We start from the raw sequence: 26,085 nt of genomic DNA, 5'->3' as shown, positions 1-26,085 counted from the left end.
CACTCCTCACGGCGCCTCGCGGGGCGGCTCCAAGCGATTCCTCGGCGACCCTCCGGGCCGCCTCGTCACCGCTTACTTGCCCTGGTTCTTGACCGCCTCGATCGCGGCGGCGGCGGCCTCGGGGTCGAGGTACTGGCCGCCGGGCTGGACCGGGCGCAGGTCGGCGTCCAGGTCGTAGCGCAGCGGGACGCCGGTGGGGATGTTGAGGCCGACGACCTCGTCGTCGCCCAGCCCGTCGAGGTGCTTCACCAGCGCGCGCAGGCTGTTGCCGTGGGCGGCGACCAGCACCGTCTTCCCGGCACGCAGGTCCGGCACGATCGCGTCGTACCAGTACGGCAGCATCCGGACGACGACGTCGGCCAGGCACTCGGTGGCCGGGCGGGCCTCCGGCGGCAGGAACGAGTAGCGGGCGTCGCCGTCCTGGCTGAACTCGCTGCCGGGCTCGATCGGCGGCGGCGGGGTGTCGTAGGAGCGGCGCCAGGTCATGAACTGCTCCTCGCCGAACTCCGCGAGGGTCTGCGCCTTGTCCTTGCCCTGGAGCGCGCCGTAGTGCCGCTCGTTGAGCCGCCACGAGCGCTTCACCGGGATCCACTGCCGGTCGGCCTCGTGCAGCGCCAGCTCGGCGGTCATGATCGCGCGCCGCAGCAGCGACGTGTGCGAGACGTCGGGGAGCAGGTCGTGCTCGGCGAGCAGCCGGCCACCGCGGGCGGCCTCGCCGCGCCCCTTCTCCGACAGCGGGACGTCGACCCAGCCGGTGAACAGGTTGGCCTTGTTCCACTCGCTCTCGCCGTGGCGGAGCAGCACGAGGGTTCCCGTAGAAGTCACGCCCACATCCTGCCCGAACGCCGTCCGGCCGCAGCCCGGGCCCGCATCAGGCCACGCTCCGCGCGGCCGGCAGCCCCTCGCCGTGGGTCTCCCGGGCGGCGTGCACCGCGGCGGCCACCACCTCGCCGGCGGTGCGCAGCTGCGCCTCGGTGTGCGTCGCCATGACGGTCAGCCGCAGCACGCCCCGGCCGCGCGGGACGGCCGGGTAGGCGACGGCGTTGGTGTAGACGCCGGCGTCGAACGCGGTGCGCCAGGCGGCACCGGTGGCCTCCTCGGACCCGGTGGGGACGGCGACCACCGCGCCGCGGCCCTGGATCGGCCCGGCTCCCGCGTCGGCGAGCACCCGGCGCAGCAGCGCGCAGTTCTGCTGCAGCCGGACCACCCGCTCGGGCTCGGCGCGCAGGATCCGCAGCGCGGTCAGGGCGGCCGCGACCGACGCCGGGTCGTTGGCGGCGCTGAACACGTAGGGCATGCCGGACGCGCGGATGCCGTCGGCGGCGGCGCGGCTGGTCATGATCGCCCCGCCGACGCTGGCGAGGGACTTGCTCAGCGCGACGGTGACGGCGTCCACGTCGGTCAGGACGCCGAGCTCCTCACCGGCACCGCGGCCGCCCGCGCCCAGCACACCGAGGCCGTGCGCCTCGTCGACCACGAGCCGGGCACCGTGCTGCGCGCACAGCGCGGTGATGCCACGCAGCGGGGCGATCTCGCCGGTCATCGAGTAGACGCCGTCCACCACGACGACGGCGCCGGCGCGCGGGTCCAGCCGCTCCAGGCGAGCGGCCAGCGAGTCCAGGTCGTTGTGCTGCCAGCGCACGACCTTGCCCCGGCTGGCCGCGGCGGCGGCGTGCAGGCTGGCGTGCACGTGCGCATCGACGAGCAGCACGTCGTCGGGCGTGCAGACGGTGGACAGCAGCGCGAGGTTGGCGTTCACCCCGGAGGATGTGAGCACCGCCGCCTCGGTGCCGTAGAGGTCGGCCAGCTCCTCCTCGAGCTGCAGGTGCAGGCCGGTGGTGCCGTTGAGGACCCGGCTGCCCGAGGTGCTGGTGCCGTACCGGCGCAGCGCCGCGGCCGCGGACTCGATCAGCCGCGGATCACCGGCCAGGCCCAGGTAGTTGCCGGTGCCCAGGTTGATCCGGTCCCGCCCGTCGGCGTACCGGGTGACCGGCAGCGGTGCGCCCCCGGTGGGCACGGCGACCGATGCCGACCCGGGGTGGGCCGGGTCGCGGAGCAGCGCGGCGAGCGCGTTCTCGTGCAGCGGCGCGAACGGGTCGCGCCGGTCCCGCGCGGCGGCGGGCAGCTCGGGGCGGGCGGCGGTGAGGCCGTCGGTCACAGGTGCGTCTCCCCCACGTACGTCCGTGCGGGCTCCGTGCACCGCGCGCGACGCGGCCAGCCTGTGCGTTCGGTGACGGAGCGTCAACGATCGGCGCGCGCGTCACCGTCCCGGGTGGACGCCGTCACCCGATCGCGCCGTCCCGGCAGCCAGACGAGCACGACGACGACGGCGATCGCGCCCGCCGCCGCCGTCCCCACCGCGGTGACGTGCATGGCGTCGACGAAGGCCTGGCGGGCCGGCTCGACCAGCTCCCCGGCCGCCGCGGCGGCCTCCTCGTCGCCCCCGGCCTGCACCGCCCCGATCACCGACAGCGTGCTGACGATCGACTCGTCGGCCTGGTCCCGGAGCCCGGCCGGCAGCACGTCGGTGGCGTCGCCGAGGTGGGCCGCGTACGAAGCGGCGAGCAGCGAGCCGAGGATCGCCACGCCCAGCGCGCCACCGACCTGGCGGACGGAGTTGTTCACCGCCGCGCCCGCGCCGGCCTTCTCGCGCGGGACCACCGACATGATCGACTCGGTGGCCGGCGCCATGACCGCGCCCATGCCGACGCCCTGCACCGACAGGATCGCGAGCAGCACCCAGACCGAGGAGTCGACGCCCAGCAGCTGGAAGCCGAGGAACGACGTCGTGATCATCGCGAAACCGGTCGCGCACACCGCCTTGGCGCCGAACCGCTCGACGAGGCCCGAGGTCCGCGGCGCCGTGACGGCCATGCCGACGGCCACCGGGATGAGGGTCGCGCCGGCCTGCAGCGGGGTGTAGCCGAGCACGCCCTGCAGGTAGAAGACGACGTAGAAGGTCGCGCCGAGGAGCGCGAAGAAGTTGAGCCCCAGGGCGCCGGCGGCGGCGGAGAAGGCCGGGTTGCGGAACAGCGAGACGTCCAGCGCCGGGTGCGTGGAGCGGCGCTGGAGCTGGATGAACAGCACCAGCAGCGCCAGCCCGCCGACCAGCGGGACGAGCACCCCCGGCGTCGTCCAGCCCGCGCCCTCGCCGCCCCGGATGATGCCGTAGACGATCCCGGCCAGGGCGACGATCGACAGCAGCACGCCGGGGACGTCGAGCCGGCCGGGCGAGGGGTCCTTGGACTCCGGGACGACGGCGAGCACCGCGACGATGCCGACGACCGCGACCGGCACGCCGACGAGGAAGACCGCGCCCCACCAGAAGTGCGCCAGCACCGCGCCCCCGGCCAGCGGGCCTCCGGCGACGGCGATGCCCGCGGTGCCGGCCCACACGCCGATGGCCCGGCCCCGCTCGGGGCCGGGGAAGACGTTGGTGATGACGGCGAGGGTCGTGGGCTGCACGGCGGCGCCGCCGACGCCCATCACCGCGCGCCAGACGATGAGCTCGGCCGGGCTGTCGCTCAGCGAGGCCAGCACCGAGCCGACCGCGAAGATCGACAGCCCGATGACCAGGACCCGCCGGCGCCCGATGCGGTCACCGATGACGCCCCAGGAGAACAGCAGCCCGGCGAACACGAGGATGTAGGCGTCCACGGCCCACTGGAGCTCGGCCTGGCTGGCGCCGAGGTCGCGCTGCAGCGTCGGCAGGGCCACGTTGAGGATCGTGTTGCCCATGATCACCACGAGCAGGCACACCGTCATGGTGGCCAGCACCCACCAGCGGCGGGCGTAGCCGGGAGGGGCCTCCTCGACCTCGGTGCGGTCCGTCGTCACTCCCCGCGGGTCGGGCCGCCGTCGGTGTCCGGGCGGCGGGAGGGGGTTGCGTCGGCGCGGCGGGAGGGGGTTGCGTCAGCGCGGCGGGAGGGATCGGCGAAGGCGGCGAACGCCTCGAGGTTGCGCAGCGACTCGCCGCGCTTGACCCGCCAGTCCCACTCGCGGCGGATCGACGTCCCGAAGCCGATCTCCAGCATCGTGTTGAAGTGGTCGTCGGCGTAGCTGAGCACCGAGCCGAGGATGCGGTCGAGCTCCTCGGGGGTGACCGCGGCGTGCGGCAGCCGGCCGGTCAGGTAGACGTCACCGACGTTGTCGATGGAGTACGAGACGCCGTACATGCGGGCGTTGTGCTGCAGCAGGAAGGTCCACAGCTGCTCGCGGTTCTCGTCGGGCTGGCGGCAGACGAAGGCCTCCACCCGCAGCGCGTGCTCGCCGACGCTGAGCCCGCAGACCGTCTTGAGCTTCTTGGTGCCCGGGAGGTCGACCAGCCAGGTGCCGGGGGCGGGGTGCTCGTGCACCAGCTCGCCGTCGCGGAGCACCTGCTCGATGACGGCGTCCAGCTCCGCTGTGGTCCTGCTCATCTGGCCACCTGCACTCCGGGGAGGACGCGCAGCGGACCGAGCCGCCGCTCGCGCGCGGGACGGATGGGCGCCGCGGCCATGTCGCGCGCCGCCGAGGCGTAGGCCTGGACGAGGGCGTCGGCGGTGCGGTCCCAGGAGAAGAGGCCGGCGTGCCGCCGCGCGCCGGCGGCGAGCAGCTCGCGACGGGCCAGCACGGCGCGCACCGCGACCGCGTAGTCGGCCGGGTCGTGCCCGGCCACGAGGACGCCGGAGACGCCGTCGCGGACCGCCGTCGGCAGCCCGCCGACCTCGGCGGCGACCACCGGCGTGCCGCAGGCCTGCGACTCCAGGGCGACCAGGCCGAAGGACTCGTTGTGGCTGGGGACGACAGTGACGTCGGCGGCGCGGTAGTGCAGGGCGAGCCGCTCGGGCGGCTGCGGCGGGAAGAACGTGACGACGTCGGCGATCCCGAGCGAGCCGGCGAGCTCCTTGAGCTGCTCGGGGGCGTCGAGGCCGGAGCCGCTGGGCGCGCCCACGACGTGCACGCGCAACCGGTCGCGCAGGCCCGGGTCGTCGGCGAGCAGCCGGGCGGCGGTGTGCAGCAGCACGTCGGGTGCCTTGAGCGGCTGGATGCGCCCGACGAACAGCAGCACGACGGCGTCCTGCGGCATGCCCACCGCCCGGCGGGCGGCGGCGCGGTCGCCCGGTGAGAAACGCTCGAGGTCGACGCCGGGCGGGACGACGAGGGTGCGGGCCGGGTCGGCGCCGTAGAGGCGCACCAGCTGGCGGGCCTCCTCGTCGGTGTTGGCGATCAGCCGGTCGGCCTCGGCCACGACCTGCTCCTCGCCGATGACGCGGGAGCGCGGCTCGGGCCGGTCGCCGACGGCGAGCGCCTCGTTCTTGACCTTGGCGAGGGTGTGCGCGGTGTGGATCAGCGGCACGCTCCACCGGTCGCGGGCCAGGTACCCGACCTGCCCGGAGAGCCAGTAGTGCGAGTGGACGACGTCGTAGTAGCCCGGCTCGTGCTGGGCCTCCTCGCGCAGCACGGCCGCGGTGAACGCGCACAGCTGGGCGGGCAGCTCCTCCTTGCCCAGGCCCTCGAACGGGCCGGCGACGACGTGCCGCACCGTGACGCCGGGGCACATCTCCACGACCGGCGGCAGGTCGCTGGAGGTGGCGCGGGTGAAGATGTCGACGGCGATGCCGCGGGGCGGCCAGCCGACGGGACGCCTCGACGATGTAGACGTTCATGCCGCCCGCGTCGCCGGCGCCGGGCTGGTCGAGCGGGCTGGTGTGCACCGAGAGGGTCGCGACCCGCCGGGGCGTGCCGGAGCGGATCGGGCGGCGAGCGGGCACGTGCGTTCCTCCCGCTCGGCAGTTGTGGTGGTCCGGACCGTCACGGGGGCCAACGCGGCGACCCCTGTTGGTCTTCCATCCTGCAACAGCGCGAGGATGAGCACATGTCAGGTGCCTCACCTCTCACCCGGTCCGGTAGCTCCGAGCGGCCCGGCGCCGGGCGCACCGCCGTCGTCACCGGAGCGTCCAGCGGGATCGGCGCGGCCACGGCGGCACGCCTGGCCGCGGACGGGTTCGACGTCGTCCTCGGGGCGCGGCGGATGGACCGGCTGACCGAGCTGGCCGAGGCCATCGGGGGCCGGGCCCTGCCGCTGGACGTGACCGACCCCGCGTCGGTCGAGGCGTTCGCCGCCGCGCTGGACCGGGTCGACGTGCTGGTGAACAACGCCGGTGGGGCGTTCGACGCCAACCCCGTCGCGGACGCCGACCTCGACTCGTGGGCGCGGACCTACGAGGTGAACGTGCTCGGGACGGTGCGGCTCACCAAGGCGCTGCTGCCGGCGCTGATCGCCTCCGGCGCCGGCGACGTGCTGTTCGTCGGCTCGACCGCGGGGCTGACCACCTACGAGAACGGCAGCTCGTACACGGCGGCCAAGCACGGCGAGCACGCGCTGGCCGGGGCGCTGCGGCTGGAGCTGGTCGGGCAACCGGTGCGGGTCATGGAGATCGCGCCCGGGATGGTGCACACCGAGGAGTTCTCGCTCAACCGGCTGGGTTCGGCCGAGCGCGCCGACGCCGTCTACCGCGGGGTGCGCGAGCCGCTGGTCGCCGACGACGTCGCCGACTGCATCGCGTGGGCGCTCACCCGCCCGCACCACGTGAACGTCGACCTGCTCGTCGTCCGCCCCCGCGCCCAGGCCGCCCAGCACAAGGTGCACCGCGAGACCGACTGACCCGAACCCCTGTTGATCATCGTCATCCGGCTGGCTCCACCGGCGTGGCGGGCAGCCAGATGACGATGATCAACTCGGTCTGACGGCGGTCGGTTCGCGTTCGAGGGTGACGCCGAAGCGCTCCTGCACCGTGGCGATGATCCGGTCGGCGAAGGCGAGCAGCTCGGCAGCGGTGGCGCCGTCCTCGGTGGTGAGGGCCAGGCTGTGCTTGGACGACGTCCCCACGTGTCCCTCGCGGGTGCCGCGGCCGAAGCCGGCGTGCTGCACCAGCCAGGCGGCGCTGAGCTTGACCGCGTCGCCGCGGGCCGGCCAGCTCGGGCAGCCCTCGACGGCCTGCTGCGCCGGGACGATCGGGTTGGTGAAGAACGAGCCGGCGCTGCGGGAGTCGGGGTCGGCCGGGTCCCAGACCATGCCCTTGCCGCGGCGCAGCCGCAGGACCGCCTCGCGGACGTCGGCCAGCGGTGCGGGCTCGCCGACCTCGACGCCGAGCGTGCGCGCCAGCTCGGCGTAGCCGACCGGGCGGGACAGCGGGCCGGGGTGCAGGTCGAAGGCGACCTCGAGGACGACGAAGCGGCCGGGCTCGCGCTTGAGGCGGCTGTCGCGGTAGGCGAACCCGCACTCGGCCGGGGTCAGCGAGCGCTCGGACTTCTCGGCGCGGTCGTACACGCGGACGCCGGTGATCGTCTGCGCGACCTCCTGGCCGTACGCGCCCACGTTCTGCACGGGGGTGGCGCCGGTGGAGCCGGGGATGCCCGACAGCGCCTCCACGCCGGCGAGCGACTCGGTGACGGTGCGCGCGACGAGCCCGTCCCAGTCCTCGCCGGCCTGCACGGTGAGCCGGTCGCCGTCCCGGGCGATGCCACGGGTGCGGACCGCGACGACGTCGCCGGGCCAGCCCTCGTCGGGCGCGACCAGGTTCGAGCCGCCGCCGACGAGCAGCAACGGGCGGCCGGCCTCGTCGGCGTCGCGGACGGCGTCGACCAGCTCGGCGGCGGTCTCCACCTCGAGCAACCGCTCGACGGGGCCGCCCACGGCCAGGGTGGTGAGGTCCGCCAGCCGGACGTCGCGTCGAACCTGCACGCCGCAACGCTAGCCCGGACTACCCTCCGGACCGGTGACCGAGGGCAGCAGCGAGCACAAGAAGCGGGCCTCGCTGTCGCCGCAGCGGCAGCGCAGGGCGCCCCGGCTGGCGGCGGGGCGGGCCCGCGCGCTCGGGCTGCCCACGCGCGGGACGACGAACGCCAACCGGCTGCGCCGCGTGGACCGCTGGCTGCTGGCCACCCAGGTGCCGCGGCTGCGCGACTCGGCCCGGCCGCTGGTGGTGGATCTCGGCTACGGCGCGTCCGCCGTCACCACGTTGGAGCTCGTGGAGCGCCTCGCGCCCGAGGTGCCGGGGCTGGAGGTCGTCGGGCTGGAGATCGACCCGGCGCGGGTGACCGCCGTCGCCGACGACCGGGACCCGCCGCGGGTGGACTTCCGGGTCGGTGGCTTCGAGCTGGCCGGGCTGCGGCCGGTGGTCGTCCGCGCCTTCAACGTGCTGCGCCAGTACGACGAGGAGTCCGCGGCGCGGGCCTGGGACACCATGCGCGCGGGGCTGGCGCCGGGCGGGCTCGTCGTCGAGGGGACCTGCGACGAGTGGGGACGGCGCTCCGCCTGGGTGGCCCTGGACGCCGACGGGCCGCTCACCCTGACGCTGTCCGTCCGGGTCTCCGACATCGAACGCCCGTCGGACCTCGCCGAGCGCCTACCCAAGGCGCTGATCCACCACAACGTCCCGGGCGAGCCGGTGCACGAGTTCCTGCGCGCCTTCGACGCCGCCTGGGCGGGCGCGGCCGGGCTGTCCACCTTCGGCCCGCGGCAGCGCTGGGTGGGCGCAGTCGAGGCGCTGGCCGAGCAGGGCTGGCCGCTGGTCGGGTCGTCCCGGCGGTGGCGGCACGGCGAGGTCACCGTCCGCTGGTCCGCCGTCGCCCCCGCCTGACGCCGCTCGGGACTTTCGGTGCAGAAAGTCCCGACGGAGAAGGTGACGGGGCTCCCCACCTCGGGACTTTCGGTACAGAAAGTCCCGACGGCGAAGGTGAGGGACTCCCCACCTCGGGGACTTTCGGTACAGAAAGTCTCGACGGCGTTCCCGCGGGAACGTCCCACCCTGCTTCACCGCGAAAGCGCAGACGTCGGATCAGCGCCAGGCGTCGGCCCACTCGGCGGGCGCGGTCGAGCAGCGTTCGTCGCGGAACTCGCCGGGCACCATCCACCACTGCTCGTCCGGCCCGCTCTCCAGCACCAGACCACCGCCGAGCCCGGGCACCTCGATGGACCACTGCTCCCAGGACGTGTTCATGTCGAAATCGGGATACGAGCAGGGCCGGCCGACGGCGGGGTGCACCTCGCCCTCACGACTGCACCCCTGCGTGGTGACGAGGTCGAGCGGGACGTCGTCGAGGGCGCAGTCGACCGCGTCGATCCCGTCCGCCGGTGGCAGCGAGCGCAGCTCGTCGCAGCGGTAGTGCGCGGACATCGCGAAGGGCGTCCGGAGGAATGCGGCCTGCGCCGACCGCGCCTCGACCCAGGGCTGCCCCTCGGCGGCCATCAGACCGACGTCGGGCAGGAACACGACGGCGGACTCGTCCGCCAGTTCCCGCTCGACCCTCGGGACGAGCGACTCCCGGAGCGAGGAGCACTCATAGCGGTACGACTGCACGGCCGCGCCGTCGCCGGTCAGGCAGCCGTTCCACGCCGGGTCCTCGCCGAGCGCACCCAGCTCGACCCCGGCCATCTCGTCGCATGCCGGGAGGGCCGCCGCGACGTCCGCGCTCCGGTCCCGGACCACCAGCCAGGTGAGCAGCCCCCCGACCAGCAGCCCGGCGACCACCGCCACCACCAGCCGACGAGCGGGCATCAGTCCTCCAGCGTCTCGAACGGCACGGTCCGGGCAGGCTGCCGCGCAGCCTCGCGCAGGCTGTCGAGCGTCGGCGTTCCCGCCAGCCACCGCTCCGCGACGTACGACTCCGCCGCCGGCAGGGACAGCCGGCCGTCGTCGCCCACCTCGGCCAGCACCTCGCCGTCGAAGGCGATGCTCCAGATGCCGGGGTCGTCGTCGAAGACCCCGGCGTCCGCGTCCAGGAACAGGACCAGGTCGCCGAGGGCGGGCAGGCCGTCGGCCACGACCTCGACGGGCGTCCGCGGGTTCAGCGCCAGCCCGACGACGAGGGGATCCGGCGGGACCTGGCCGGCCAGGACCTCGGTGACGGCGACCTCGGCGTGCACGGTCCGCCACTGGGCCCGGGGGTCGTCGAAGGGCACCTCGGTGCTCGCGGTGTCGTCGTCCTCCGGGACGTAGAACGCGCGGCCCGGGCGGACGTCCGTCACGTGCCCGACGACGACCGAGTCGGACAGGGTGGTCGTGTTCCCGTTGCGGACGGCGTAGGTGATGGTGGGCAGGAACTCGACCAGGGACGCCGGGCCGATCGCACGCGAGGCCGCGGAGCCGGTGGTTCCGAGCAGCTCGCGGTACTGCTGCGCAGCGGCCTCCGGGTCGACGACCGCCTGGGCCGCCCCCGAACCGTCCGCGACCGTGTCGTCGCCGCGGTCCTGCTCCCGCGCGCCGTCGAGGACGGCGACGCCGGCCACCCCCACGGCGATCGCGACCACACCGGCCAGCACCGAGGCCCGCCGGCGCCGGCTGCGCCGCCGCAGGCCCGCGACCCGGTGCACCAGGTCGGTGGGCGGCAGCCCGGCCAGCTCGGCGTCGCGGTGCAGCGCCTCCCTCAGCTCGCTGGTGTTCACGGCACGTCCTCTCCCTGCAGCACGAGGTCGTCGGAGGGGGACAGCAGGGCCCGCAGCCGCGCCAGCCCGCGCGAGGCCTGGCTCTTCACCGAGCCGACCGAGCACCCCAGCGCCGCGGCCGTAGCGGCCTCGGAGAGGTCCTCGTGGTAGCGGAGCACGACCACGGCCCGCATCCGCGGGGGCAGTGTCGCCAGCGCCGCCACGGCCCGGCCCGGCTCCACCGGCCCGGCCTCGGACGCCGCGCGTTCCGGCAGCCGGTCGGTGAGCACCTCGCCCACCCGGCGACGGCGCCGCCAGCCGGCGTGCGTGGTCACCAGCACCCGGCGCACGTACGGGTAGGCGGCCTGCGGGTCGGCCAGCCGCGACCACCGGCGCGACGTCTTCAGCAGCGACGTCTGCAGCAGGTCCTCGGCCAGCCACCGGTCCCCGGTGAGCAGGAAGGCCACCCGCAGCAGCGCGGGTGACCACTGCTCGACGAAGTCGGCGAACTCCGCCTCGCTGCTCACGGCACCTCCGGTCCGGCGGCCTCCGCGGCCGCCCACCCCTGAACACGCCCGCAGACCCCGCCGGGGTTGAGAGCCGGACGGAAGAAGTCAGACGGCGACGGCGGCGCCGATGATCGCGCGGGCGTCGGAGGCCCCGCGGGGAGGCCCGTCGACCGGGAAGTCGATGAGGTGCGCGTGCCCGAAGCCGGCCGGGTCGGGGCGCACCACCTCGACCTCGTGCCCGCGGTCGGCCAGCCCCGGCGCCCAGGACGCCGGCGCGTGCGACTCGATCCGCACCCGGTGGGTCTCGGGCCGCTCCCAGATGTTGAACCCGGTGCCGCCCTCGACTCCGAGCACCCACCGCGGGGCACCGATCACCTCGGCCGGGTCCGCGCCGGTGTTCAGCAGCCGGGCCAGCAGCTGCGTCACCAGCTGGGTCTGGGAGTCCCCGCCCATCGTCCCGAGGACGGCGCGCAGCGAGCCGTCGGGCCGGGTGACGACAGTCGGCGCCAGCGTGTGCGGCGGCCGCCGGCCGGGCCGGTACTCCGCCGGGTGGCCGGGCTGCAGGCTGAAGCTGATGCCGCGGTTGTGCAGCAGGATCCCGGCTCCGGGCACCGCGACGTGGCAGCCGAACTCCTTGGCGTTGGACTGGATGAGGCTCACCGCCATCCCGTCCCGGTCGGCGACCGCGAGGTGGATCGTGCCGCCGTCGCGGTAGCTGTCGTCGAGCGCCAGCCGCCGGTCCGGGTCGAGCAGAGCGGCCCGGGCGTCCAGCCGGCCGGGCGCGAGCAGCGCGGCGCCGTCGGCGTCCTCCGACAGCTGCGCGACCCGGTCGAACCCGGCCAGCCGCGCCGACTCCACCGCGAGGTGCGCCCAGTCCGCGCCCTCGGTGGCCGCCGGCAGCCCGACCCGCGCGGCGATCGCCGCCCCCGCGAGCGCCACGTAGCCCGCCGAGTTCGGCGGGACGGTCCACACGCGGTGGCCCCACACCTCCAGCGACAGGCCGTCCACCCAGTCCGCGAGCGGGGTGGTGAGGTCCTCGGGCCGGTACTCCCCCGCGCCCGCCTCGAGCAGCCGCTCGCCGAACTCCCCGCCGTAGAAGCCCTCCCGGCCCTCGGCGACGATCGCCCGCAGCACGCGGGCCGGCCCGGGCCGCTCCAGGTGGTCGCCGGCGCGCACCCCGGACAGCACCAGCTCGTCGCAGCCGGTGACGCCGGCCAGCTTCGGCAGCATGAACGCCAGCAGCGGGGACGCCGGGAAGCCCGTCTCGGCCAGCTCGATCGCCGGCCCCAGGACGTCGGCCATCGGCAGCCGGCCGAGGCGGGCGTGCAGCGCCAGCCAGCCGTCCACGCACCCCGGCACCGGCGCGCTGCGGACGTCGCCCAGCACCGGCATGCTGCGGTGGCCCTCGGCGCGCAGCCGGTCCGGGTCCGCGCCGCTGCCGGCCCGCCCGGTGGCGTTGAGCACCAGCGGCTCCGCCGATCCGGTGCCGGGGCCGGCGACCAGCGCCATGAGGTCGCCGCCCATCCCGCACATGTGCGGCGTGGTCACCGTCAGCGCGGCGCTGGTGGCGATCGCGGCGTCCACCGCGTTCCCGCCGGCCCGCAGGACCGCGACGCCGACGTCGGAGGCCAGCCGGTCGACGCTGCACACCAGGCCGTCGGGGCCCTCGACGGTCGTCGTCCCCCAGGTCACGCGCCGGTTCCGGGCCGGGCCGCGCCGTAGGTCGCCGGGCCGGCGTCCGAGGTGCGCCCGCTGCGGGCCACCTCGACGGCGGTGCCCAGCGCGGCCAGGAACTCGTCGGCCACGCGGTCGTGCACCGGCGACACCATCACGTGCAGCCCGCCGGGCTGCCGGTTCGGGAACCAGCCCTGCTCGGCCAGGGAGTCGGCCACGACCCGCATGTCCAGCACGTCGCTGCCGAACTGGAAGACGCACAGGTCGGGGGTGGAGGTCAGCGACAGCTCGTCGATGGCCTCGATCCCGGCCTGGAGCCGGCGGGTCGCGTCGCGCACCTTGCGCGCCTGGCGCAGGAAGCCCTCCTCGCCGAGGTGCTTCAGCGCCGCCCAGGCCCCGGCGATCGGCGGCGCCGGGCGGGTGCCGGCCGTGGTGGGCGAGCCGTACATGCCACCGCCCCAGGCGCCGTCGTCGAACCACCACTGCGTCCGGTACTGGGCGACGTCCCGGTGCAGCAGCACGCTGGCGCCCTTGAACGCGTACCCGTACTTGTGCAGGTCGGCGCTGATGCTCGTGACGCCCTCGACCCGGAAGTCCCACGGGGGCACCGGCTCGCCCAGCCGCTCCCAGAACGGCAGCATCATCCCGCCCAGGCAGGCGTCGACGTGGCAGAGCACGCCGGCTTCCCGGGCCAGCGCCGCCACCTCCTCGACCGGGTCGATGACGCCGTACGGGTAGCAGGGCGCGCTGGCCACGACCATGGCGGTGTCCGGCCCGATCGCCGCCTTCATCGCCACGACGTCCAGCCGGTAGCCCTCGTCGACCGGCACCCGGACCTGCCTCATGTCGAGCAGGTGGCAGGCCTTCGCGAACGCCGGGTGCGCGGTGATGGCGGTGACGAGCACCGGGTCCGCGATGCCCTTCTTGCGCGCGGTCTCCCGCGCCACCAGCACCGACATGAAGATCGACTCGGTGCCACCGCTGGTCAGCCCGCCCGCCCCCGGGGTGCCGTGCAGCAGGCCGGCGACCATGTCCGCGGTCTCCCGCTCCAGCCGGGCCAGGCTCGGGAAGCGCACCGGGTTGAGCGCGTTCTCCGCCAGGTACTCGCGGCTCACGTCGGCGAGCAGCTCCTCCAGCCCGTCGTCGTCCGGGTGGAAGATCAGCCCGAAGATGCGGCCGCTGCGCCAGTCGGCGTCGTCGTGCCGGTTCGCCCGCAGCTGCGCGAGGACGTCGTCGCCACCGGACCCGGTGGCGGGCAGGGCGGCTGCGGGCTGAGCGTCGGACACGGTGCCTCCAGAGGTGTGCCGGCGGTCACGCCCGCCGTCCCGGTCGCGGACACTAGCCGCGCCGCCCTGGCTAAGGTCGGACCGGTGAAGATCCTGGTCCTGGGTGGGACGTCGTTCGTCGGGCGCGCGATCGTCGAGGAGGCGCTCTCCCGCGGGGACGAGCTGACGCTGTTCAGCCGCGGGCGCACCGGCACCGAGCTGTTCCCGGACGTCGCCCGGCTCGTCGGCGACCGGTCGAGCGGCGACTACGCGGCGCTGGCCGGCACCGACTGGGACGCCGTCGTCGACGTGAGCGGCTACGTGCCCCGCCACGTGGCGCAGGCCGCCGGCGCGCTGGCCGGCTCCACCGGCCGGTACCTGTTCATCTCCACCGGCTCGGTCTACGACTGGTCGAGCCCCGTCGACGTCGCGGACGAGTCCGCGCCCCGGCTCGCGCCCGAGCTCGGCACCGAGGAGGTCACCCCGCGCAGCTACGGCCCGCTCAAGGTGGCCTGCGAGGACGAGGCGCTGGCCCGCTTCGGCGACCGGGCGACGCTGGTCCGGCCCGGCATCGTCGCCGGGCCGCACGACCAGACCGACCGCTTCACCTGGTGGGCGCGGAAGGCCGCGCAGGGCGGGATCGTCCCGCTGGCCGCCCGCCCGGACCAGCCGGTGCAGGTCGTGGACAGCCGCGACCTCGCCCACCTCGTGGTCCAGCTGCTGCACGACGACCGCGACGGCACGTACAACGCCGTGGGCCCCGCCGAGCCGGTCACGCTGGCCGGGCTGGTCGAGGCCTGCGCCCGCGGCACCGGCGCGACGGTCCAGGTCGTGCCGGTCGACCCCGCCCTCGCCGGCGCCCCCCTGCCGCTCACCGTCGCCGATCCGCGGTTCGACATCGGCATGCGGCGCAGCGCCGCGCTCGCCCGCGGCGTCGGCCTGACCGCCACCCCGCTCGAGCAGACGGCAGCCGACGTCGTCGCCTGGGACCGGGAGCGCGGCGTGCCGGCGCTGGCCGTCGACCTGCCGGCCGAGCGCGAGGCGGCGCTGCGGGCGGCCGCGGGGGCGTGAGGACGCCGCCCGGCCCCACGCCCGTCCTCGGCGGCACCGCCGAGCTGCTCGCCGACGCCGACCGCGACGGCTCGTGGGTGCTCATGGTCGAGGGCACGCCGCAGTCGCACGTCGACCTCGAGGACCCGACCCACCTGGAGTTCGAGTACGTCCGCCGGATGGGCCACGTGCTGGACCTCGCGGCACCGGAGGGGCAGCCGCTGGACGCCGTCCACCTCGGGGGCGGCGCGCTGACCCTGCCCCGCTACCTGGCGGTCACCCGGCCCGGCAGCCGACAGCGGGTCGTGGAGATCGACGCGGCGCTCACCGACCTGGTGCGCGAGCACCTGCCCCTGCCGCGCGGCGCGCGCGTGCGGGTGCGCGCCGGCGACGCCCGCGAGGCGCTGGAGAGCCTGCGGCCGGCCTCCGCCGACGTCGTCGTCACCGACGTGTTCGCCGGCGCGCGGACGCCGGCGCACTTCACCACCGTGGAGTTCGCCGCCGCGGTCGCGCGGGTGCTGCGCCCCGGCGGGGTGGCGGTGGCCAACGTGGCCGACGGGCCGCCGCTGCGCTTCGCGCGCAGCCAGGTGGCGACCCTCCGGCAGGTCTTCGCGCACGTCTGCCTGCTCGCCGAGCCCGGCACGATGCGCGGCCGGCGCTTCGGCAACCTGGTCGCCGTCGCCTCGGACACCGAGCTACCGCTGGCCGACCTGAGCCGCGCCTGCGCGCGCGACCCGATGCCCGCGCGGGTGGTCGACGGCGCGGACCTCGACCGGTTCGCCGGGAAGGCCGCACCGGTCACCGACGACGGGGCGCAGCCCTCCCCCGAGCCGCCGGCGGGCGTCTTCGGGCGCTGACCGGCGCTCAGGCGGGCCGGGTCACCAGGAGTTGCCGCGGCGCAGGCCGCGCACGGCCGGGCGCACGTCGACCAGGTAGACCGCAGCGGCGATGACCGCCGGCAGGCCCAGGAAGCTCATCGCCCCGAACAGGTAGACGAAGACGGCCGCCAGGCCGGTGATCCCCGCCCACGCGGGCTTGGTCAGCTTCCCCATCGCGACGAAGGCCGGCGCGGGCCGGATCAGCGCGTCGACGAACGCCCACAGGGTCAGGACCTGGGCCGCCACGTAGAGGGCGCCGAAGAGCAGCCCGTCGAACTCCGCCATGACCGCGAGGGTACCCGGACGCGACAGGGCCCCGGAGCGCTCGCGCAGCTCCGGGGCCCTGGTTCGTGGGGTGGTGCGTCAGCCGTTGCGCTTGGCCGGCACGGCCGCCGGGTCGGTCCGCTTCGCGGTCCGGGCGCGGGTCACGCGGGCCGAGGCGGCCTTCGTGCCCGAGGTGGCGGGGCTGCTCTTCTTGGCCGGCTTCTTGGCGGCCTTGGGCGCCTCGACGGCGTCCTCGAGCTCGCTCTTGGCGGCCTCGGCGGAGGCCTCGACCGACGACTCGGCCTTGGCGGCGACCTTGGTGGCCTTGGCGGCGGTCTTCTGCGCGACCGAGGTCACCTCGTTCGAGGCGTCGGCGACGGCCTCGGCGGTCTCCTCGAGCACGTCCTCCAGGGCGTCCTCGACGACGTCGACGGCGCGCTCGGCGCGGGCCACGACGCGGCGGAAGGCGGGCTGGCGGCGCAGGTCCTCGACGACGACGGCGCCGCGGCCGGCGAGCGTCTCGACGGTGGCGACCGCCTGGGTGCGGGCGGTCTCGACCAGGCCGGTGACGGTGCTGCGCAGGGTCTCGACGCGGACGGCCTCGGCCAGCTGCTGCGCCGTGGTGCGGGCGGTGCCGGCGACCTCGGTGGCGCGGGCACGGGCGGTGCCGGCGGCCTCGGTGGCGCGGGTGCGGGCCTCGCGGACGGCGAGGTCGGCCTGGACCTGGGCCTCGCCCGGCAGGGCCTCGGCGCGGGTGCGGAACTGGTCGAGGACGGTGCGGGCGCCCTGGACGGCCAGGTCACCGGCGCCGACGACGGCGAGGATCGGGGTGCGGGCCTGCTCGGCCAGCGTGCGGCCCTGGGCCACGGCGAGCTCGCCGTACTGCTTCACGGTCTGGGTGGGGGTCATGCCGACTCCTTCGAGTTGTCAGGGGAGGTGGTCTGGGTGGTGGCGCGGTGCTCGCGGACGTAGGTCTCGTAGAGCTCCAGCAGCACGGCCTTGTGCCGCTCGGACAGCGCCTCGTCCGATCGGATCGCCGCCACGGTGTCCGGGTTGCCGGACCGCCGGTCGAGGATCCCGGCCTGCTCGTAGAGCGACTCGGCCGAGATCTTCAGGCCCCGGGCGATCGACGCGAGGATCTCCGCTGACGGCTTGCGGAGGCCCCGCTCCACCTGGGACAGGTAGGGGTTGCTGACGCCGGCCGTGCGGGCCAGCTCCCGCAGGGACACCTGGGCGGCACTGCGCTGCTCGCGGATGTAGTTGCCCACCTGCGAGCCGACGGCGGTGACGTTGCTCGCCGAGGCGGTCGTGGCCTCGGCGACGGACTCCGCCACGCTGCCGGCGACGCGGTCCACCAACTCGTGGACCGTGGTCACCTGCTCGCGGACGAACTCTCCCGGTGTCTGCACGGCTACGACGCTACCCCCGGGTGCTAGCTCCTGCAAGCGGAGCTGCTAGCACCCGGCTGTCTGCCGCGTCACACCCGGAGAGGGCCGCTCAGACCGCCAGAGCCGGGGCGGCGCGAACCGCGCCGACGGTCCCCTCACCCCCGGCGAGCGGGGTCCGCGCCCACGGTGCGAGCACCTCGGCGGGCACGCCGAGCCGGCGCAGCCCCGCGGCGAGAGCCGGTCCCCGCCCGCGGTCGCCGCCGTCGTCCAGCTTGAGGGCCACGGCGCCGGCGCCGGGCAGCGCGGCGACGTGCACGCCGTCGGCCCCGCCCTTGACCAGCAGGCCGGCGACGGCGCGCATCAGGTCGGTGTCCTCGCGGCCGGTGCCCGCGACGAACCACGGCTGGGCGCGCATCGCGTCGGCGACGGCCCGCGCGTGCGTGCCGGGGTCGGCCTGCACCAGGGAGAGGACGCCGCGGGCCAGGCCCGCCGGCGAGAGCGCGTGCTGGGGCGCACCGCAGCCGTCGACGACGACGGCGGTCACCGGTTCGCCGGCCGCTTCGCCCAGCCGCGCCTCGATCGCCTGCTGCAGCGGGTGCTCGCGGCTCAGGTAGCCCTCGACCGGCCAGCCCGCCGCCACGCAGGCCGCCAGCATCGCGGCGTGCTTGCCCGAGCAGTTCATCGCCAGCCGGTCGGGGGCCCGGCCCTCGACCAGCCAGGCCGCCCGGGTCGCCTCGTGCGAGGGCAGGGCCGGCGGGCAACCGAGGTGCTCCGGCCCGAGGCCCGCGCCCGCCAGGACCGCCGCCGCGAGCTCGCGGTGCGCGTCCTCGCCGCTGTGCGAGCCGGCGCCGATGGCCAGCTCCGCCTCGTCCCGGGGCATCCAGCCGGCGGCCAGCAGCGCGGTCGCCTGCACGGGCTTGTTCGACGAGCGCGGCAGCACCGGCCGGTCGACGGCGCCGAGCGCGAACCGCACGTCCCCGTCAGGGCCGAGGACGACCAGCGAGCCACGGTGCACCGACTCGACGAAGCCGGAGCGCTCGACCTCGACCAGGACCGGGTTGTCCGGCCAGGAGGAGGAGCTCATCGACCTTCGTCGGCCAGCAGGGCGGCGACGTCGGCCTCGCCGTCGCGGTAGCGCCGGCCGAGCTCGCCGGCGAGGGCGTCCATGACCTGCTGGACGCCGCGCCGCCGCTCCGAGAGCCCGACCTCGGCCTCGGCGAGCGCCCGGGCGCCCCGCTCCAGCTCCTCGTCGGTGAGCTGGGTGATCGAGGAGAGGTCGACCCCCGGCGTCAGCGCGTTCACCCACGACTCGTAGGCGTCCGGGTTGGCCGGCTGCACGGTCTGGTGGCGACCCAAGCCGTGCGCGGGGCCGCGGCCCTTCTCGGCCAGGATCTCGGGCAGCAGCTCGACCAGCGAGCGGCCGTCGTGCTCGGCCCGCCGCTGGAGCTCGCGGCGGACGATGTCGAGGCGGCCCTGCAGCAGCCGGCGCGTGTACGAGAGGTTGACCTCCTCCTGCTCGGCCTGGCGGCGCAGCGTGCGGACCTCGGCCATCGACCGGCGGGTCGCGTCCTCGAGGAACGCGGGGTCCAGCAGCGCGTCGACGGCGGCGCCCCCGGCGGGACTGGTCTTCGTACTCACGGTGCGGCCTCCATCGGTCAGCTTCTCGTCACGCACGCGGCATGGTCGCAGACCGGACCGCCCGGATGCGCTCGCGCGCCGCCGCCCGGGTGTCGTCCACCTCGGCGACGGCGTCGTCCGGGTCGATCGCGGCCGCCGATCCGCCCACGGTCAGCGCGGCGTCGGGGGCCACGGACTGCTTCACCAGCGCCAGGGCGATCACGCCGAGCTCGTGGTGGCGCACCACGGTGCCCACGCGGCCGACCTCGCGCGCGCCGGCCAGCACCGGGGCACCGGGGCCGGCGAGGTCCTCGCTGACGCCGTCGAGGTGCAGCAGCACCAGCCGGCGCGGCGGCCGGCCCAGGTTGTGCACCCGGGCGACGGTCTCCTGCCCGCGGTAGCAGCCCTTGTCGAGGTGGACGGCGCTGGTCAGCCACTCGAGCTCGTTGGGGATGGTGCGGTGGTCGCTGTCCAGGCCCAGCCGCGGCCGGCGGGCCTCCACGCGCAGCGCCTCGTAGGCCTGCACCCCCGCGAGGCGTGCCCCGGCGGCGAGCAGCCGGTCGGCGACGCCGTCCACGGCCGCCCGGGGCACGACCAGGTCGACGACGACGGCCGAGCCGTCCCCGACCGGGCGCATCCGGCGGGCGAACCCACCCCCGGCAAGCGGCTCGACGGCGTGCTCGGTCGCGGGCGCCGGCAGGCCGGCGGCGGCGAGGACGTCGAGCGCCCGCGGCCCGACCAGCGACAGGACCGCCCACTGCGCCGTGCGCAGCTGCGGCTCCACGCGCAGCAGAAAGCGCATCTTCTCCAGGAAGGCGTGCAGTGCGGCGCCGGTGCCCGGCTCGACGTCGGCCCAGGTCGTGCCGGCCAGCTCGGCAAGCACGAGGTGGTGCTCGACGTGCCCCTGCGGCGAGAGGATCAACGCCTCGCGGCCGGTGCCGTCGCCGAGCCGGTCGAGGTGTTGACTGGTGAGGCTGTGCAGCCAGGAGAGCCGGTCGGCACCGGGGACGGCGAGCACGTCGCGGTCGCTGCGGTCCACCAGCCCGGCGCCCTCGGCCAGCAGCCGCTGCTCGCGCAGCGGGTCGCCGTAGTGGGCGGCGACGGCGAGCGCGGCGTCGGCCGGGTCCTCGACGGCGACGGCCCCCGGGCGGGACAGCAGGGTGGAACTCATGGGTTCTCCGATCGGGCTCGTTCGCGGCACGCGGCGCACGTCCCCGACAGCGCGACGTGCCCCACGTCCACGGTGAAACCCAGCTCGGCCGCCAGACGTTCCGCGGCGCTGTCGAGGAGGTCCGGGGCGACCTGCGCGATCCCGCCGCAGGAGGCGCACACGACGTGCAGGTGGGGGTGCTCGGAGGCGTGGTAGATCGGCGCGCCCTTGCCCAGGTGGGTGTGCCACACCAGGCCGAGCCGCTCCAGCAGCTCCAGGTTGCGGTAGACCGTGGAGCTGTCCGGCGCCGAGCCGTCGGGCCCGGCCTCCTCGCGCAGCCGCGCGCCGATCGCCTCGGGGGTGGCGTGCTCCAGCGCCTCCACGGCGGCCAGCACCCGCTGGCGCTGCGCCGTCAGCCGCAGGCCCTGGGAGCGCAGCCGCTCGGCAAGCGGCGCGGCCGCGTCGCCGGTCGGACCCTCGGAACCCATGCCGCGACCCTATGCCCGGCGTCGGGCAGGCTGGTGCCGTGACCGATCAGCGCAGCGTCGCGATCTGGCGGGACGGCGCGGCCGTCGCCGTGCCGCCGGACGAGCCCGTGGTGACCGCCTGGGACCAGGGCCTGGTCCGCGGGGACGGCGCCTTCGAGTCGGTGGCGGTGCTCGACGGCACGACGCCGCACCTCCCGGCGCACCTGGCCCGGCTGGCCCGGTCCGCCGTGCTGCTGGAGATCCCGCAGCCCGGCGACCACGTGTGGTCCGCGCTGGTCGGCGCGGTGCTGCGCGGCTGGCCGGCCGGCACCGAGGGCGTCATGCGGCTGCTGCTCACCCGCGGCCCCGGGGAGGACGCGCCACCCACCGCCGTGGCCCTGCTGGCCCCCGTGCCGGCGGAGACGATCCGGCAGCGCGACGAGGGCATCTCGGTCGTCAGCCTCTGCCTCGGCGTCCCCGCCGACTTCCGCGCGCAGGCGCCGTGGCTGCTGGGCGGGGCCAAGACGTTGTCCTACGCGGTGAACATGGCCGCCTACCGGCACGCGCACCGGCTCGGCGCCGACGACGTCGTCCTCACGTCCCTGGAGGGGCTGCTGCTCGAGGGGCCGACGTCGACGGTCGCGTGGGCGGCCGGCGGCACGCTGCACACCCCTCCCGCGGAGACCGGCATCCTGGCCGGGACGACGGTGGCCCGGCTGTTCGAGCGCGCCGAGGCCGACGGGTGGCCGACGGCGCGGACGCGCGGCACGGTCGACGACCTGCAGGCCGCCGACGCCGTGTGGCTGCTGTCGGGCGTGCGGGGCGCGGCGCCGGTGCACGCGCTGGACGGCGTGCGGCGCGGCGACGCTGGCCTCACCGCGCGGGTGCGGGCGCTGCTCGGCCGGTAACCTGGCCAGCGGTGCGCCGGGAAGTCTGGTCGGCAACGTCCTTCCCGACCCCTCCCCCTGGAGCCGCCCCCGTGCCCAGCACCAGTTCGACCCGCCTCTTCGACCGGGGCTCCTGGCCCGAGGCGCAACGCGTCGCGTCGGTCCTGCGCAAGGAGACCGTCGGCGGCGCCCTCCTGCTCGTCGGCGCCGCGATCGCCCTCGTGTGGGCCAACTCCCCCTGGGCGGCGACCTACGAGACGCTCCGGGACACCCGCGTCGGACCGTCGGCGCTGCACCTGGACCTGACGCTGGGCACCTGGGCGGCCGACGGGCTGCTGGCGCTCTTCTTCTTCGTGGCCGGGCTGGAGCTCAAGCGCGAGTTCGTCGCCGGCGACCTCCGCGAGCCCCGGCGGGCGGCGCTGCCGATCGCCGCGGCCGTCGGCGGCATGGCCGTGCCGGCCCTGCTGTTCGTCCTGTTCAACCTGGGCGGCCCCGACGGCGCGCTGCGCGGCTGGGCCATCCCGTCGGCCACCGACATCGCCTTCGCCCTCGCCGTCCTGGCGGTCATCAGCACGCACCTGCCGACAGCCCTGCGCACCTTCCTGCTCACCCTCGCCGTGGTCGACGACCTGCTGGCGATCATGGTCATCGCGGTCTTCTACACCGCCGCGCTGAACGTGCCGGCCCTGCTGCTCTCGCTGCTGCCGCTGGCCGTCTTCGGCTTCCTGGTCCAGAAGCGGATCCGCTCCTGGTGGCTGCTGCTGCCGCTGGCGGCGCTCACCTGGGTGCTCATGCACGAGTCCGGCGTGCACGCCACCGTCGCCGGCGTGCTGCTGGCCTTCACCGTGCCCGTCGTCCGCAGCTCGGCGGCCGGGGGCCCGGAGGCCGGACCCGGGCTCGCCGAGCACTTCGAGCACCGGCTCCGCCCCCTGTCGGCCGGGTTCGCCGTCCCGGTCTTCGCCTTCTTCTCGGCGGGGGTCGCGATCGGCGGCGTCTCGGGCCTGGGCGAATCGCTGGGCGACAGCATCGCGATCGGCATCGTGGTCGGCCTGGTCGCCGGCAAGGCGATCGGCATCACCGGCGCCACCTGGCTGGTCTCCCGGTTCACCCGCGCCCAGCTCGACGAGAACCTGAGCTGGACCGACGTCATCGGGCTCGCCCTGCTGGGCGGGATGGGCTTCACCGTCTCGCTGCTGATCACCGAGCTCGCCTACGGCGCCGAGAGCGAGAGCTACGACCACGCGAAGGTCGGCATCCTGGCCGGCACGGTGCTCGCGGCCCTGATCGCCACGGTCGTGCTGCGGATCCGCAACCGCAAGTACCGGGAGATCGCCGCCCTGGAGCGGGTCGACGTCGACGCCGACGGCATCCCCGACGTCTACGAAGCACCCGAGGACATCGGCCCGCCTCCGGCGCGTCGGCGGACGGTGGACGACGACGCCGACCACGACCCGGACTGGCGGGGCGCACCGCCGCCCGGGCGGCCCGCGAAGCCGTTCGCCGACAGCTGACTTTTTCGGTTGCCGACGCTCTCGACGCGGACGTACCGTCGTCGCACACGAGAGAGGAGGTGGTCCGTAACTTTGCTGAGCTACAGGACTCGTGAGGTGGCTGTCCGCTAGCCGCCGTCCAGATGGGCCGCCCGTTCAGACGACAGTTCTGAACGACGGCAGATCGCCCGTCCGTCGTACGGCGGCGAGCGAGAACCGGACAGTCACCCGACCCCCGGGCCGCCGACCGTTGTCCAGTCGGCCCGCTCGCAGCTCCCTCAGGGGAGCGCGGCGGAACAGCCCGGGGGTTGTCCGTTCCCCGGTATAGGTTGCGCACCGTGGAGCTGGGCGGCCTGCCGGTCGAGACCGATGTGTGGCACGGCGTGTGGATCTCCGTCGCGCGCCGCCTCGGCACGCCCGGCACCGTCTCCGCCCTGCTGCCGGCCTTCGAGGCCCACGCACGGGTCTTCCACCCGGCGATCCGCTACGACGGGGACGACGACGTCGAGGTGAGCTGGGCCGAGATCGCCGGGCACACCGGCACCCGCGCCCACCGGCTCATGCAGTGGCACACGGTCACCGGCAGCTGGGGCGCGCAGCCCTCCGAGCTCCTGGCTGCGGTGTGGGACGACGGCCCGGCCGAGGGTCACCTGCCCGTCCCGGTCGCCGCCCGCCTCGCCGACGTCCTCGCCCGGCACACGACGACACCGCGGGACTGCTTCTTCGGGCGCTGGGACGGCTACGGCTTCGACCTGCCGGATCCCGAGTCGCCGCCGCGGCTCCTCCTGCGCGGCAACCACGACATGGTGCTCGTCCGGGGCGAGGTCGCGGACGCCGTCCGCAACCTCGCCCCCGAGCCGCACGAGCAGAGCGCCAACCTGTGGTGGCCGGCCGACCAGGCGTGGTGCGTGGTCACCGACATCGACCTGACCAGCACCTACGTCGGGGGCAGCGCCGCCTGCATCGACGAGCTGCTCCGGACGCCGGGGCTCGAGGTGCACCCCGCCCACCCCGGGGACTCGGTCGCCTTCGCGGCGGACACCCTCAACCCGCTGCCCGGGAACCGCTGACCGGGCCGGCGGGCACTGCGGCGGTCAGAGCTGGGCGAGCTCGGCCTCGAGGTCGTCGAGGCCCAGCGAGCCCTGGGACAGCGCGGCCATGTGCCAGGCCTTGAGGTCGAACGCCTCGCCGCGTGCCTGCCGGGCCTTCTCCCTGCCGGCCAGCCACGCGCGCTCCCCCAGCTTGTAGCCGATCGCCTGCCCGGGGATGCCGAGGTAGCGCACCAGCTCGCTGTCCAGGAAGGCCAGCGCGGCCCCGGAGTTCTCGCCCAGGAAGGCCCGAGCGAGGTCGGGCGTCCACGGCTGCCCGCGGTGCTCGGCCAGCACGCCCTCGGCGTCGTCGGGGATCGGCAGCTCCAGGTGCATGCCGATGTCGATCACCACGCGCACCGAGCGCAGCTGCTGGGCGTCGAGGAAGCCCAGCCGGGTGCCCGGGTCGCGGAAGTAGCCCAGCTCGTCCATGAACCGCTCGGCGTAGAGCGCCCAGCCCTCGACGTTCGCGCTGACCGAGCCCACCGAGGTCTGGTAGGTCGACAGCTGCTGGGCGACGTGCGCCCACTGCGCCAGCTGCAGGTGGTGGCCGGGAACGCCCTCGTGGTACCAGATCGAGACCAGGTCCCACAGCGGGAAGCGGGTGCGGCCCAGCGTCGGCAGCCAGGTGCGGCCCGGGCGGGAGAAGTCCTGCGAGGGGCGGGTGTAGTACGGCGCGGCGGCGCTGCCCGGGGGCGCGATCATCGCCTCGACCCGGCGCAGCGGCTCGGCGAGGTCGAAGTGCGTGCCGTCGAGCTCGGCGATCGCCTCGTCCATCATCTCCTGCAGCCGGGCGCGGATCTCCTCCACGCCCTCGACGGCGGGGCCGCTGGTGGCCAGCACCCGCATGGCCTCCATCGGCGTCGCGCCGGCCTGCACGCGGTCGGCCTCGACGCGCTGCTCCGCGAGGATCCGCTTGTGCTCGGCCCAGCCCCACGCGTAGGCCTCCTCGAGGCCGCGGTCCGGCCCGAGGTCCGAGCCGGTCCAGCGGCGCACGGCCATGGCGTACCGGTCGCGGCCGACGGCGTCGGGCACGCCCTCGGTGGCCGGGCCGTACACGTCCCGCAGGTGGTCGCGGATCTCCGCGACCGCGGCGTCGGCCTCGGCCGCTGCCGCGAGCAGCGCCGGCTGCAGCGCCTCGGGCCCCGAGGCCACGAACGAGGTGAAGAACGGGCCGGCCATCCACTCGTCGAGCTGCTCGACGACGGTGCGCACCTGGCGCGGGGCGACCAGCAGGTCGCGGCGCACCGCCTCCTCCAGGGTCTCCCGGTAACCGCGGTAGGCCTCGGGCACGCGGGCGATCCGGCGGGCGATCACCGCCCAGTCCTCGTCGGTCGCCGTCGGCATGAGGGTGAAGACCTGGCGCACCGAGTGCACGGGCGAGAACAGGATGTTCAGCGAGCGGAAGCCCTCACCGGCCCAGTGCGCGTCCAGCTCCGCGCCGAGCCGCTCGCGCAGCAGCCGGGCGCAGCGCCGCTCGACCGGGTCGTCGGCGAGCGCCGGGTCGTCGGCCAGCACGCGGTCCAGCTCGGTCAGGGTGGCCCGGAGCAGCGCGACCTCGGCCTCGAGCCCTTCCGGGGAGAGGTCGGGCAGCCGGTCGTCGCCGGGGCGGACGCCGAGCGAGGTGGCGAGGATCGGGTCCAGCTCGCAGGCGGCCTCGACGTAGGCGTCGGCCACCTGCCTCGGGGTGGCGGGGAGCGTCGCGTCGGTCATCGGATCCTCTCCAGCCGGGCGGACATCGTGGGACGGAGCGGTCCGTCGCCCACGGCGCGGTCGACGGCGTACATGAGCGCGCCCTCGACGATGCCGTAGAGGCGCACCGCGCGGGTCACCTCCGGCGCGTCCGGGGTGCGGGCCACGACGTCGGTCGCCAGCTCCCAGCTGGTCGTGGTCCGTGCCGCGCCCACGTAGATCTCCAGGAGGCCGTCCGCGCCGGCGACCAGCAGCTCG

The 26,085-nt window shown here is 75.6% G+C and carries 27 protein-coding genes; 7 read left to right on the top strand and 20 right to left on the bottom strand.

The window, feature by feature from the left end; all coding sequences use genetic code 11:
• Nucleotides 1-72: 72 nt before the first annotated feature.
• The 5 genes from JKP76_RS06950 to mshA all read right to left on the bottom strand — a co-directional run bounded on the left by JKP76_RS06950 (nucleotide 73) and on the right by mshA (nucleotide 5,560).
• Nucleotides 73-825 (bottom strand): phosphoglyceromutase, encoded by a 753-nt coding sequence (locus JKP76_RS06950; RefSeq protein WP_200490103.1) that lies wholly within the window; start codon nucleotides 823-825, stop codon nucleotides 73-75.
• Between the two features lie 46 nt (nucleotides 826-871).
• Nucleotides 872-2,158: an aminotransferase class I/II-fold pyridoxal phosphate-dependent enzyme gene (locus tag JKP76_RS06945; protein ID WP_200490102.1), complete on the bottom strand. Its 1,287-nt coding sequence runs from the start codon at nucleotides 2,156-2,158 to the stop codon at nucleotides 872-874.
• Nucleotides 2,159-2,241: 83 nt separating this feature from the next.
• Nucleotides 2,242-3,837: an MFS transporter gene (locus tag JKP76_RS06940; protein ID WP_309232874.1), complete on the bottom strand. Its 1,596-nt coding sequence runs from the start codon at nucleotides 3,835-3,837 to the stop codon at nucleotides 2,242-2,244.
• Entirely contained in the window at nucleotides 3,834-4,418 is a 585-nt protein-coding gene (locus JKP76_RS06935) for a YbjN domain-containing protein (RefSeq protein ID WP_242471211.1), read from the bottom strand. Before JKP76_RS06935 ends, JKP76_RS06940 begins: the two co-directional genes overlap by 4 nt.
• Entirely contained in the window at nucleotides 4,415-5,560 is a 1,146-nt protein-coding gene (mshA, locus tag JKP76_RS06930; RefSeq protein ID WP_242471623.1) for a D-inositol-3-phosphate glycosyltransferase, read from the bottom strand. The genes JKP76_RS06935 and mshA overlap by 4 nt, the downstream gene beginning before the upstream one ends.
• 297 nt (nucleotides 5,561-5,857) lie before the next feature.
• Here mshA and JKP76_RS06925 point away from each other — a divergent pair, with 297 nt between their 5' ends.
• Nucleotides 5,858-6,646, top strand: a complete 789-nt coding sequence (locus JKP76_RS06925; RefSeq protein WP_200490101.1) for an SDR family oxidoreductase — start codon at nucleotides 5,858-5,860, stop codon at nucleotides 6,644-6,646.
• 69 nt (nucleotides 6,647-6,715) lie between these two features.
• On the opposite strand, the gene JKP76_RS06920 is transcribed toward JKP76_RS06925, so the two are convergent.
• Complete coding sequence (locus tag JKP76_RS06920) at nucleotides 6,716-7,726, bottom strand: UDP-N-acetylmuramate dehydrogenase (protein ID WP_200490100.1); 1,011 nt, start codon at nucleotides 7,724-7,726, stop codon at nucleotides 6,716-6,718.
• 34 nt (nucleotides 7,727-7,760) lie between these two features.
• On the opposite strand from JKP76_RS06920, the gene JKP76_RS06915 reads away from it, so the two are divergent.
• Nucleotides 7,761-8,624 (top strand): class I SAM-dependent methyltransferase, encoded by an 864-nt coding sequence (locus JKP76_RS06915; protein WP_200490099.1) that lies wholly within the window; start codon nucleotides 7,761-7,763, stop codon nucleotides 8,622-8,624.
• Between the two features lie 198 nt (nucleotides 8,625-8,822).
• Here JKP76_RS06915 and JKP76_RS06910 read toward each other — a convergent pair whose 3' ends face one another.
• The 5 genes from JKP76_RS06910 to JKP76_RS06890 all read right to left on the bottom strand — a co-directional run bounded on the left by JKP76_RS06910 (nucleotide 8,823) and on the right by JKP76_RS06890 (nucleotide 13,877).
• Entirely contained in the window at nucleotides 8,823-9,542 is a 720-nt protein-coding gene (locus JKP76_RS06910; protein WP_200490098.1) for a hypothetical protein, read from the bottom strand.
• Nucleotides 9,542-10,429: a hypothetical protein gene (locus tag JKP76_RS06905; protein ID WP_200490097.1), complete on the bottom strand. Its 888-nt coding sequence runs from the start codon at nucleotides 10,427-10,429 to the stop codon at nucleotides 9,542-9,544. Before JKP76_RS06905 ends, JKP76_RS06910 begins: the two co-directional genes overlap by 1 nt.
• On the bottom strand, nucleotides 10,426-10,935 hold the full coding sequence (locus JKP76_RS06900; protein ID WP_200490096.1) for a SigE family RNA polymerase sigma factor: 510 nt from the start codon (nucleotides 10,933-10,935) through the stop codon (nucleotides 10,426-10,428). The genes JKP76_RS06905 and JKP76_RS06900 overlap by 4 nt, the downstream gene beginning before the upstream one ends.
• Before the next feature lie 87 nt (nucleotides 10,936-11,022).
• Nucleotides 11,023-12,609 (bottom strand): gamma-glutamyltransferase family protein, encoded by a 1,587-nt coding sequence (locus JKP76_RS06895; RefSeq protein WP_200490095.1) that lies wholly within the window; start codon nucleotides 12,607-12,609, stop codon nucleotides 11,023-11,025.
• Nucleotides 12,606-13,877: an aspartate aminotransferase family protein gene (locus JKP76_RS06890; RefSeq protein ID WP_200490094.1), complete on the bottom strand. Its 1,272-nt coding sequence runs from the start codon at nucleotides 13,875-13,877 to the stop codon at nucleotides 12,606-12,608. Before JKP76_RS06890 ends, JKP76_RS06895 begins: the two co-directional genes overlap by 4 nt.
• A gap of 84 nt (nucleotides 13,878-13,961) precedes the next feature.
• Here JKP76_RS06890 and JKP76_RS06885 point away from each other — a divergent pair, with 84 nt between their 5' ends.
• Both JKP76_RS06885 and JKP76_RS06880 read left to right on the top strand, forming a co-directional pair.
• Nucleotides 13,962-14,927, top strand: a complete 966-nt coding sequence (locus JKP76_RS06885) for an NAD-dependent epimerase/dehydratase family protein (RefSeq protein WP_200490093.1) — start codon at nucleotides 13,962-13,964, stop codon at nucleotides 14,925-14,927.
• Complete coding sequence (locus JKP76_RS06880) at nucleotides 14,924-15,763, top strand: spermidine synthase (RefSeq protein ID WP_200490092.1); 840 nt, start codon at nucleotides 14,924-14,926, stop codon at nucleotides 15,761-15,763. The genes JKP76_RS06885 and JKP76_RS06880 overlap by 4 nt, the downstream gene beginning before the upstream one ends.
• 21 nt (nucleotides 15,764-15,784) lie before the next feature.
• Here the strand turns inward: JKP76_RS06880 and JKP76_RS06875 are convergent, their stop codons facing one another.
• The 7 genes from JKP76_RS06875 to JKP76_RS06845 all read right to left on the bottom strand — a co-directional run bounded on the left by JKP76_RS06875 (nucleotide 15,785) and on the right by JKP76_RS06845 (nucleotide 20,691).
• Nucleotides 15,785-16,069: a DUF2516 family protein gene (locus JKP76_RS06875; RefSeq protein WP_200490091.1), complete on the bottom strand. Its 285-nt coding sequence runs from the start codon at nucleotides 16,067-16,069 to the stop codon at nucleotides 15,785-15,787.
• Nucleotides 16,070-16,147: 78 nt separating this feature from the next.
• Nucleotides 16,148-16,957: a hypothetical protein gene (locus JKP76_RS06870; RefSeq protein WP_200490090.1), complete on the bottom strand. Its 810-nt coding sequence runs from the start codon at nucleotides 16,955-16,957 to the stop codon at nucleotides 16,148-16,150.
• Complete coding sequence (locus JKP76_RS06865) at nucleotides 16,954-17,457, bottom strand: helix-turn-helix domain-containing protein (protein ID WP_200490089.1); 504 nt, start codon at nucleotides 17,455-17,457, stop codon at nucleotides 16,954-16,956. Before JKP76_RS06865 ends, JKP76_RS06870 begins: the two co-directional genes overlap by 4 nt.
• A gap of 88 nt (nucleotides 17,458-17,545) precedes the next feature.
• Nucleotides 17,546-18,520, bottom strand: coding sequence for an asparaginase (locus JKP76_RS06860; protein ID WP_200490088.1), 975 nt, complete (start codon nucleotides 18,518-18,520; stop codon nucleotides 17,546-17,548).
• Nucleotides 18,517-19,074 (bottom strand): aerial mycelium formation protein, encoded by a 558-nt coding sequence (locus JKP76_RS06855; protein ID WP_200490087.1) that lies wholly within the window; start codon nucleotides 19,072-19,074, stop codon nucleotides 18,517-18,519. The genes JKP76_RS06860 and JKP76_RS06855 overlap by 4 nt, the downstream gene beginning before the upstream one ends.
• Before the next feature lie 28 nt (nucleotides 19,075-19,102).
• On the bottom strand, nucleotides 19,103-20,224 hold the full coding sequence (locus tag JKP76_RS06850; protein ID WP_200490086.1) for a folate-binding protein YgfZ: 1,122 nt from the start codon (nucleotides 20,222-20,224) through the stop codon (nucleotides 19,103-19,105).
• Nucleotides 20,221-20,691: a Fur family transcriptional regulator gene (locus JKP76_RS06845; RefSeq protein WP_200490085.1), complete on the bottom strand. Its 471-nt coding sequence runs from the start codon at nucleotides 20,689-20,691 to the stop codon at nucleotides 20,221-20,223. The genes JKP76_RS06850 and JKP76_RS06845 overlap by 4 nt, the downstream gene beginning before the upstream one ends.
• 38 nt (nucleotides 20,692-20,729) lie before the next feature.
• Between JKP76_RS06845 and JKP76_RS06840 the strand changes: the two genes are divergently transcribed.
• The 3 genes from JKP76_RS06840 to JKP76_RS06830 all read left to right on the top strand — a co-directional run bounded on the left by JKP76_RS06840 (nucleotide 20,730) and on the right by JKP76_RS06830 (nucleotide 24,117).
• Nucleotides 20,730-21,578 carry an aminotransferase class IV gene (locus tag JKP76_RS06840; RefSeq protein WP_200490084.1) on the top strand — a complete coding sequence of 283 codons (849 nt, stop codon included), beginning with the start codon at nucleotides 20,730-20,732 and terminating at the stop codon, nucleotides 21,576-21,578.
• A gap of 71 nt (nucleotides 21,579-21,649) precedes the next feature.
• Nucleotides 21,650-23,068 (top strand): Na+/H+ antiporter NhaA, encoded by a 1,419-nt coding sequence (gene nhaA / locus JKP76_RS06835; RefSeq protein WP_200490083.1) that lies wholly within the window; start codon nucleotides 21,650-21,652, stop codon nucleotides 23,066-23,068.
• 317 nt (nucleotides 23,069-23,385) lie between these two features.
• Nucleotides 23,386-24,117, top strand: a complete 732-nt coding sequence (locus JKP76_RS06830; protein WP_200490082.1) for a hypothetical protein — start codon at nucleotides 23,386-23,388, stop codon at nucleotides 24,115-24,117.
• A gap of 24 nt (nucleotides 24,118-24,141) precedes the next feature.
• On the opposite strand, the gene JKP76_RS06825 is transcribed toward JKP76_RS06830, so the two are convergent.
• Both JKP76_RS06825 and JKP76_RS23350 read right to left on the bottom strand, forming a co-directional pair.
• Entirely contained in the window at nucleotides 24,142-25,848 is a 1,707-nt protein-coding gene (locus JKP76_RS06825; RefSeq protein WP_200490081.1) for a DUF885 domain-containing protein, read from the bottom strand.
• Nucleotides 25,845-26,042 carry a heme-binding beta-barrel domain-containing protein gene (locus JKP76_RS23350; RefSeq protein WP_309232872.1) on the bottom strand — a complete coding sequence of 66 codons (198 nt, stop codon included), beginning with the start codon at nucleotides 26,040-26,042 and terminating at the stop codon, nucleotides 25,845-25,847. The genes JKP76_RS06825 and JKP76_RS23350 overlap by 4 nt, the downstream gene beginning before the upstream one ends.
• Between the last annotated feature and the right edge of the window lie 43 nt (nucleotides 26,043-26,085).

The sequence above is a fragment of the Blastococcus sp. TML/C7B genome (assembly GCF_016612845.1).
In the GTDB taxonomy this organism is placed as follows: Bacteria; Actinomycetota; Actinomycetes; order Mycobacteriales; family Geodermatophilaceae; genus Blastococcus.
The sequence above is the reverse complement of the archived record's forward strand: the minus strand, read 5'-3'. Positions and strand labels throughout refer to the sequence as shown.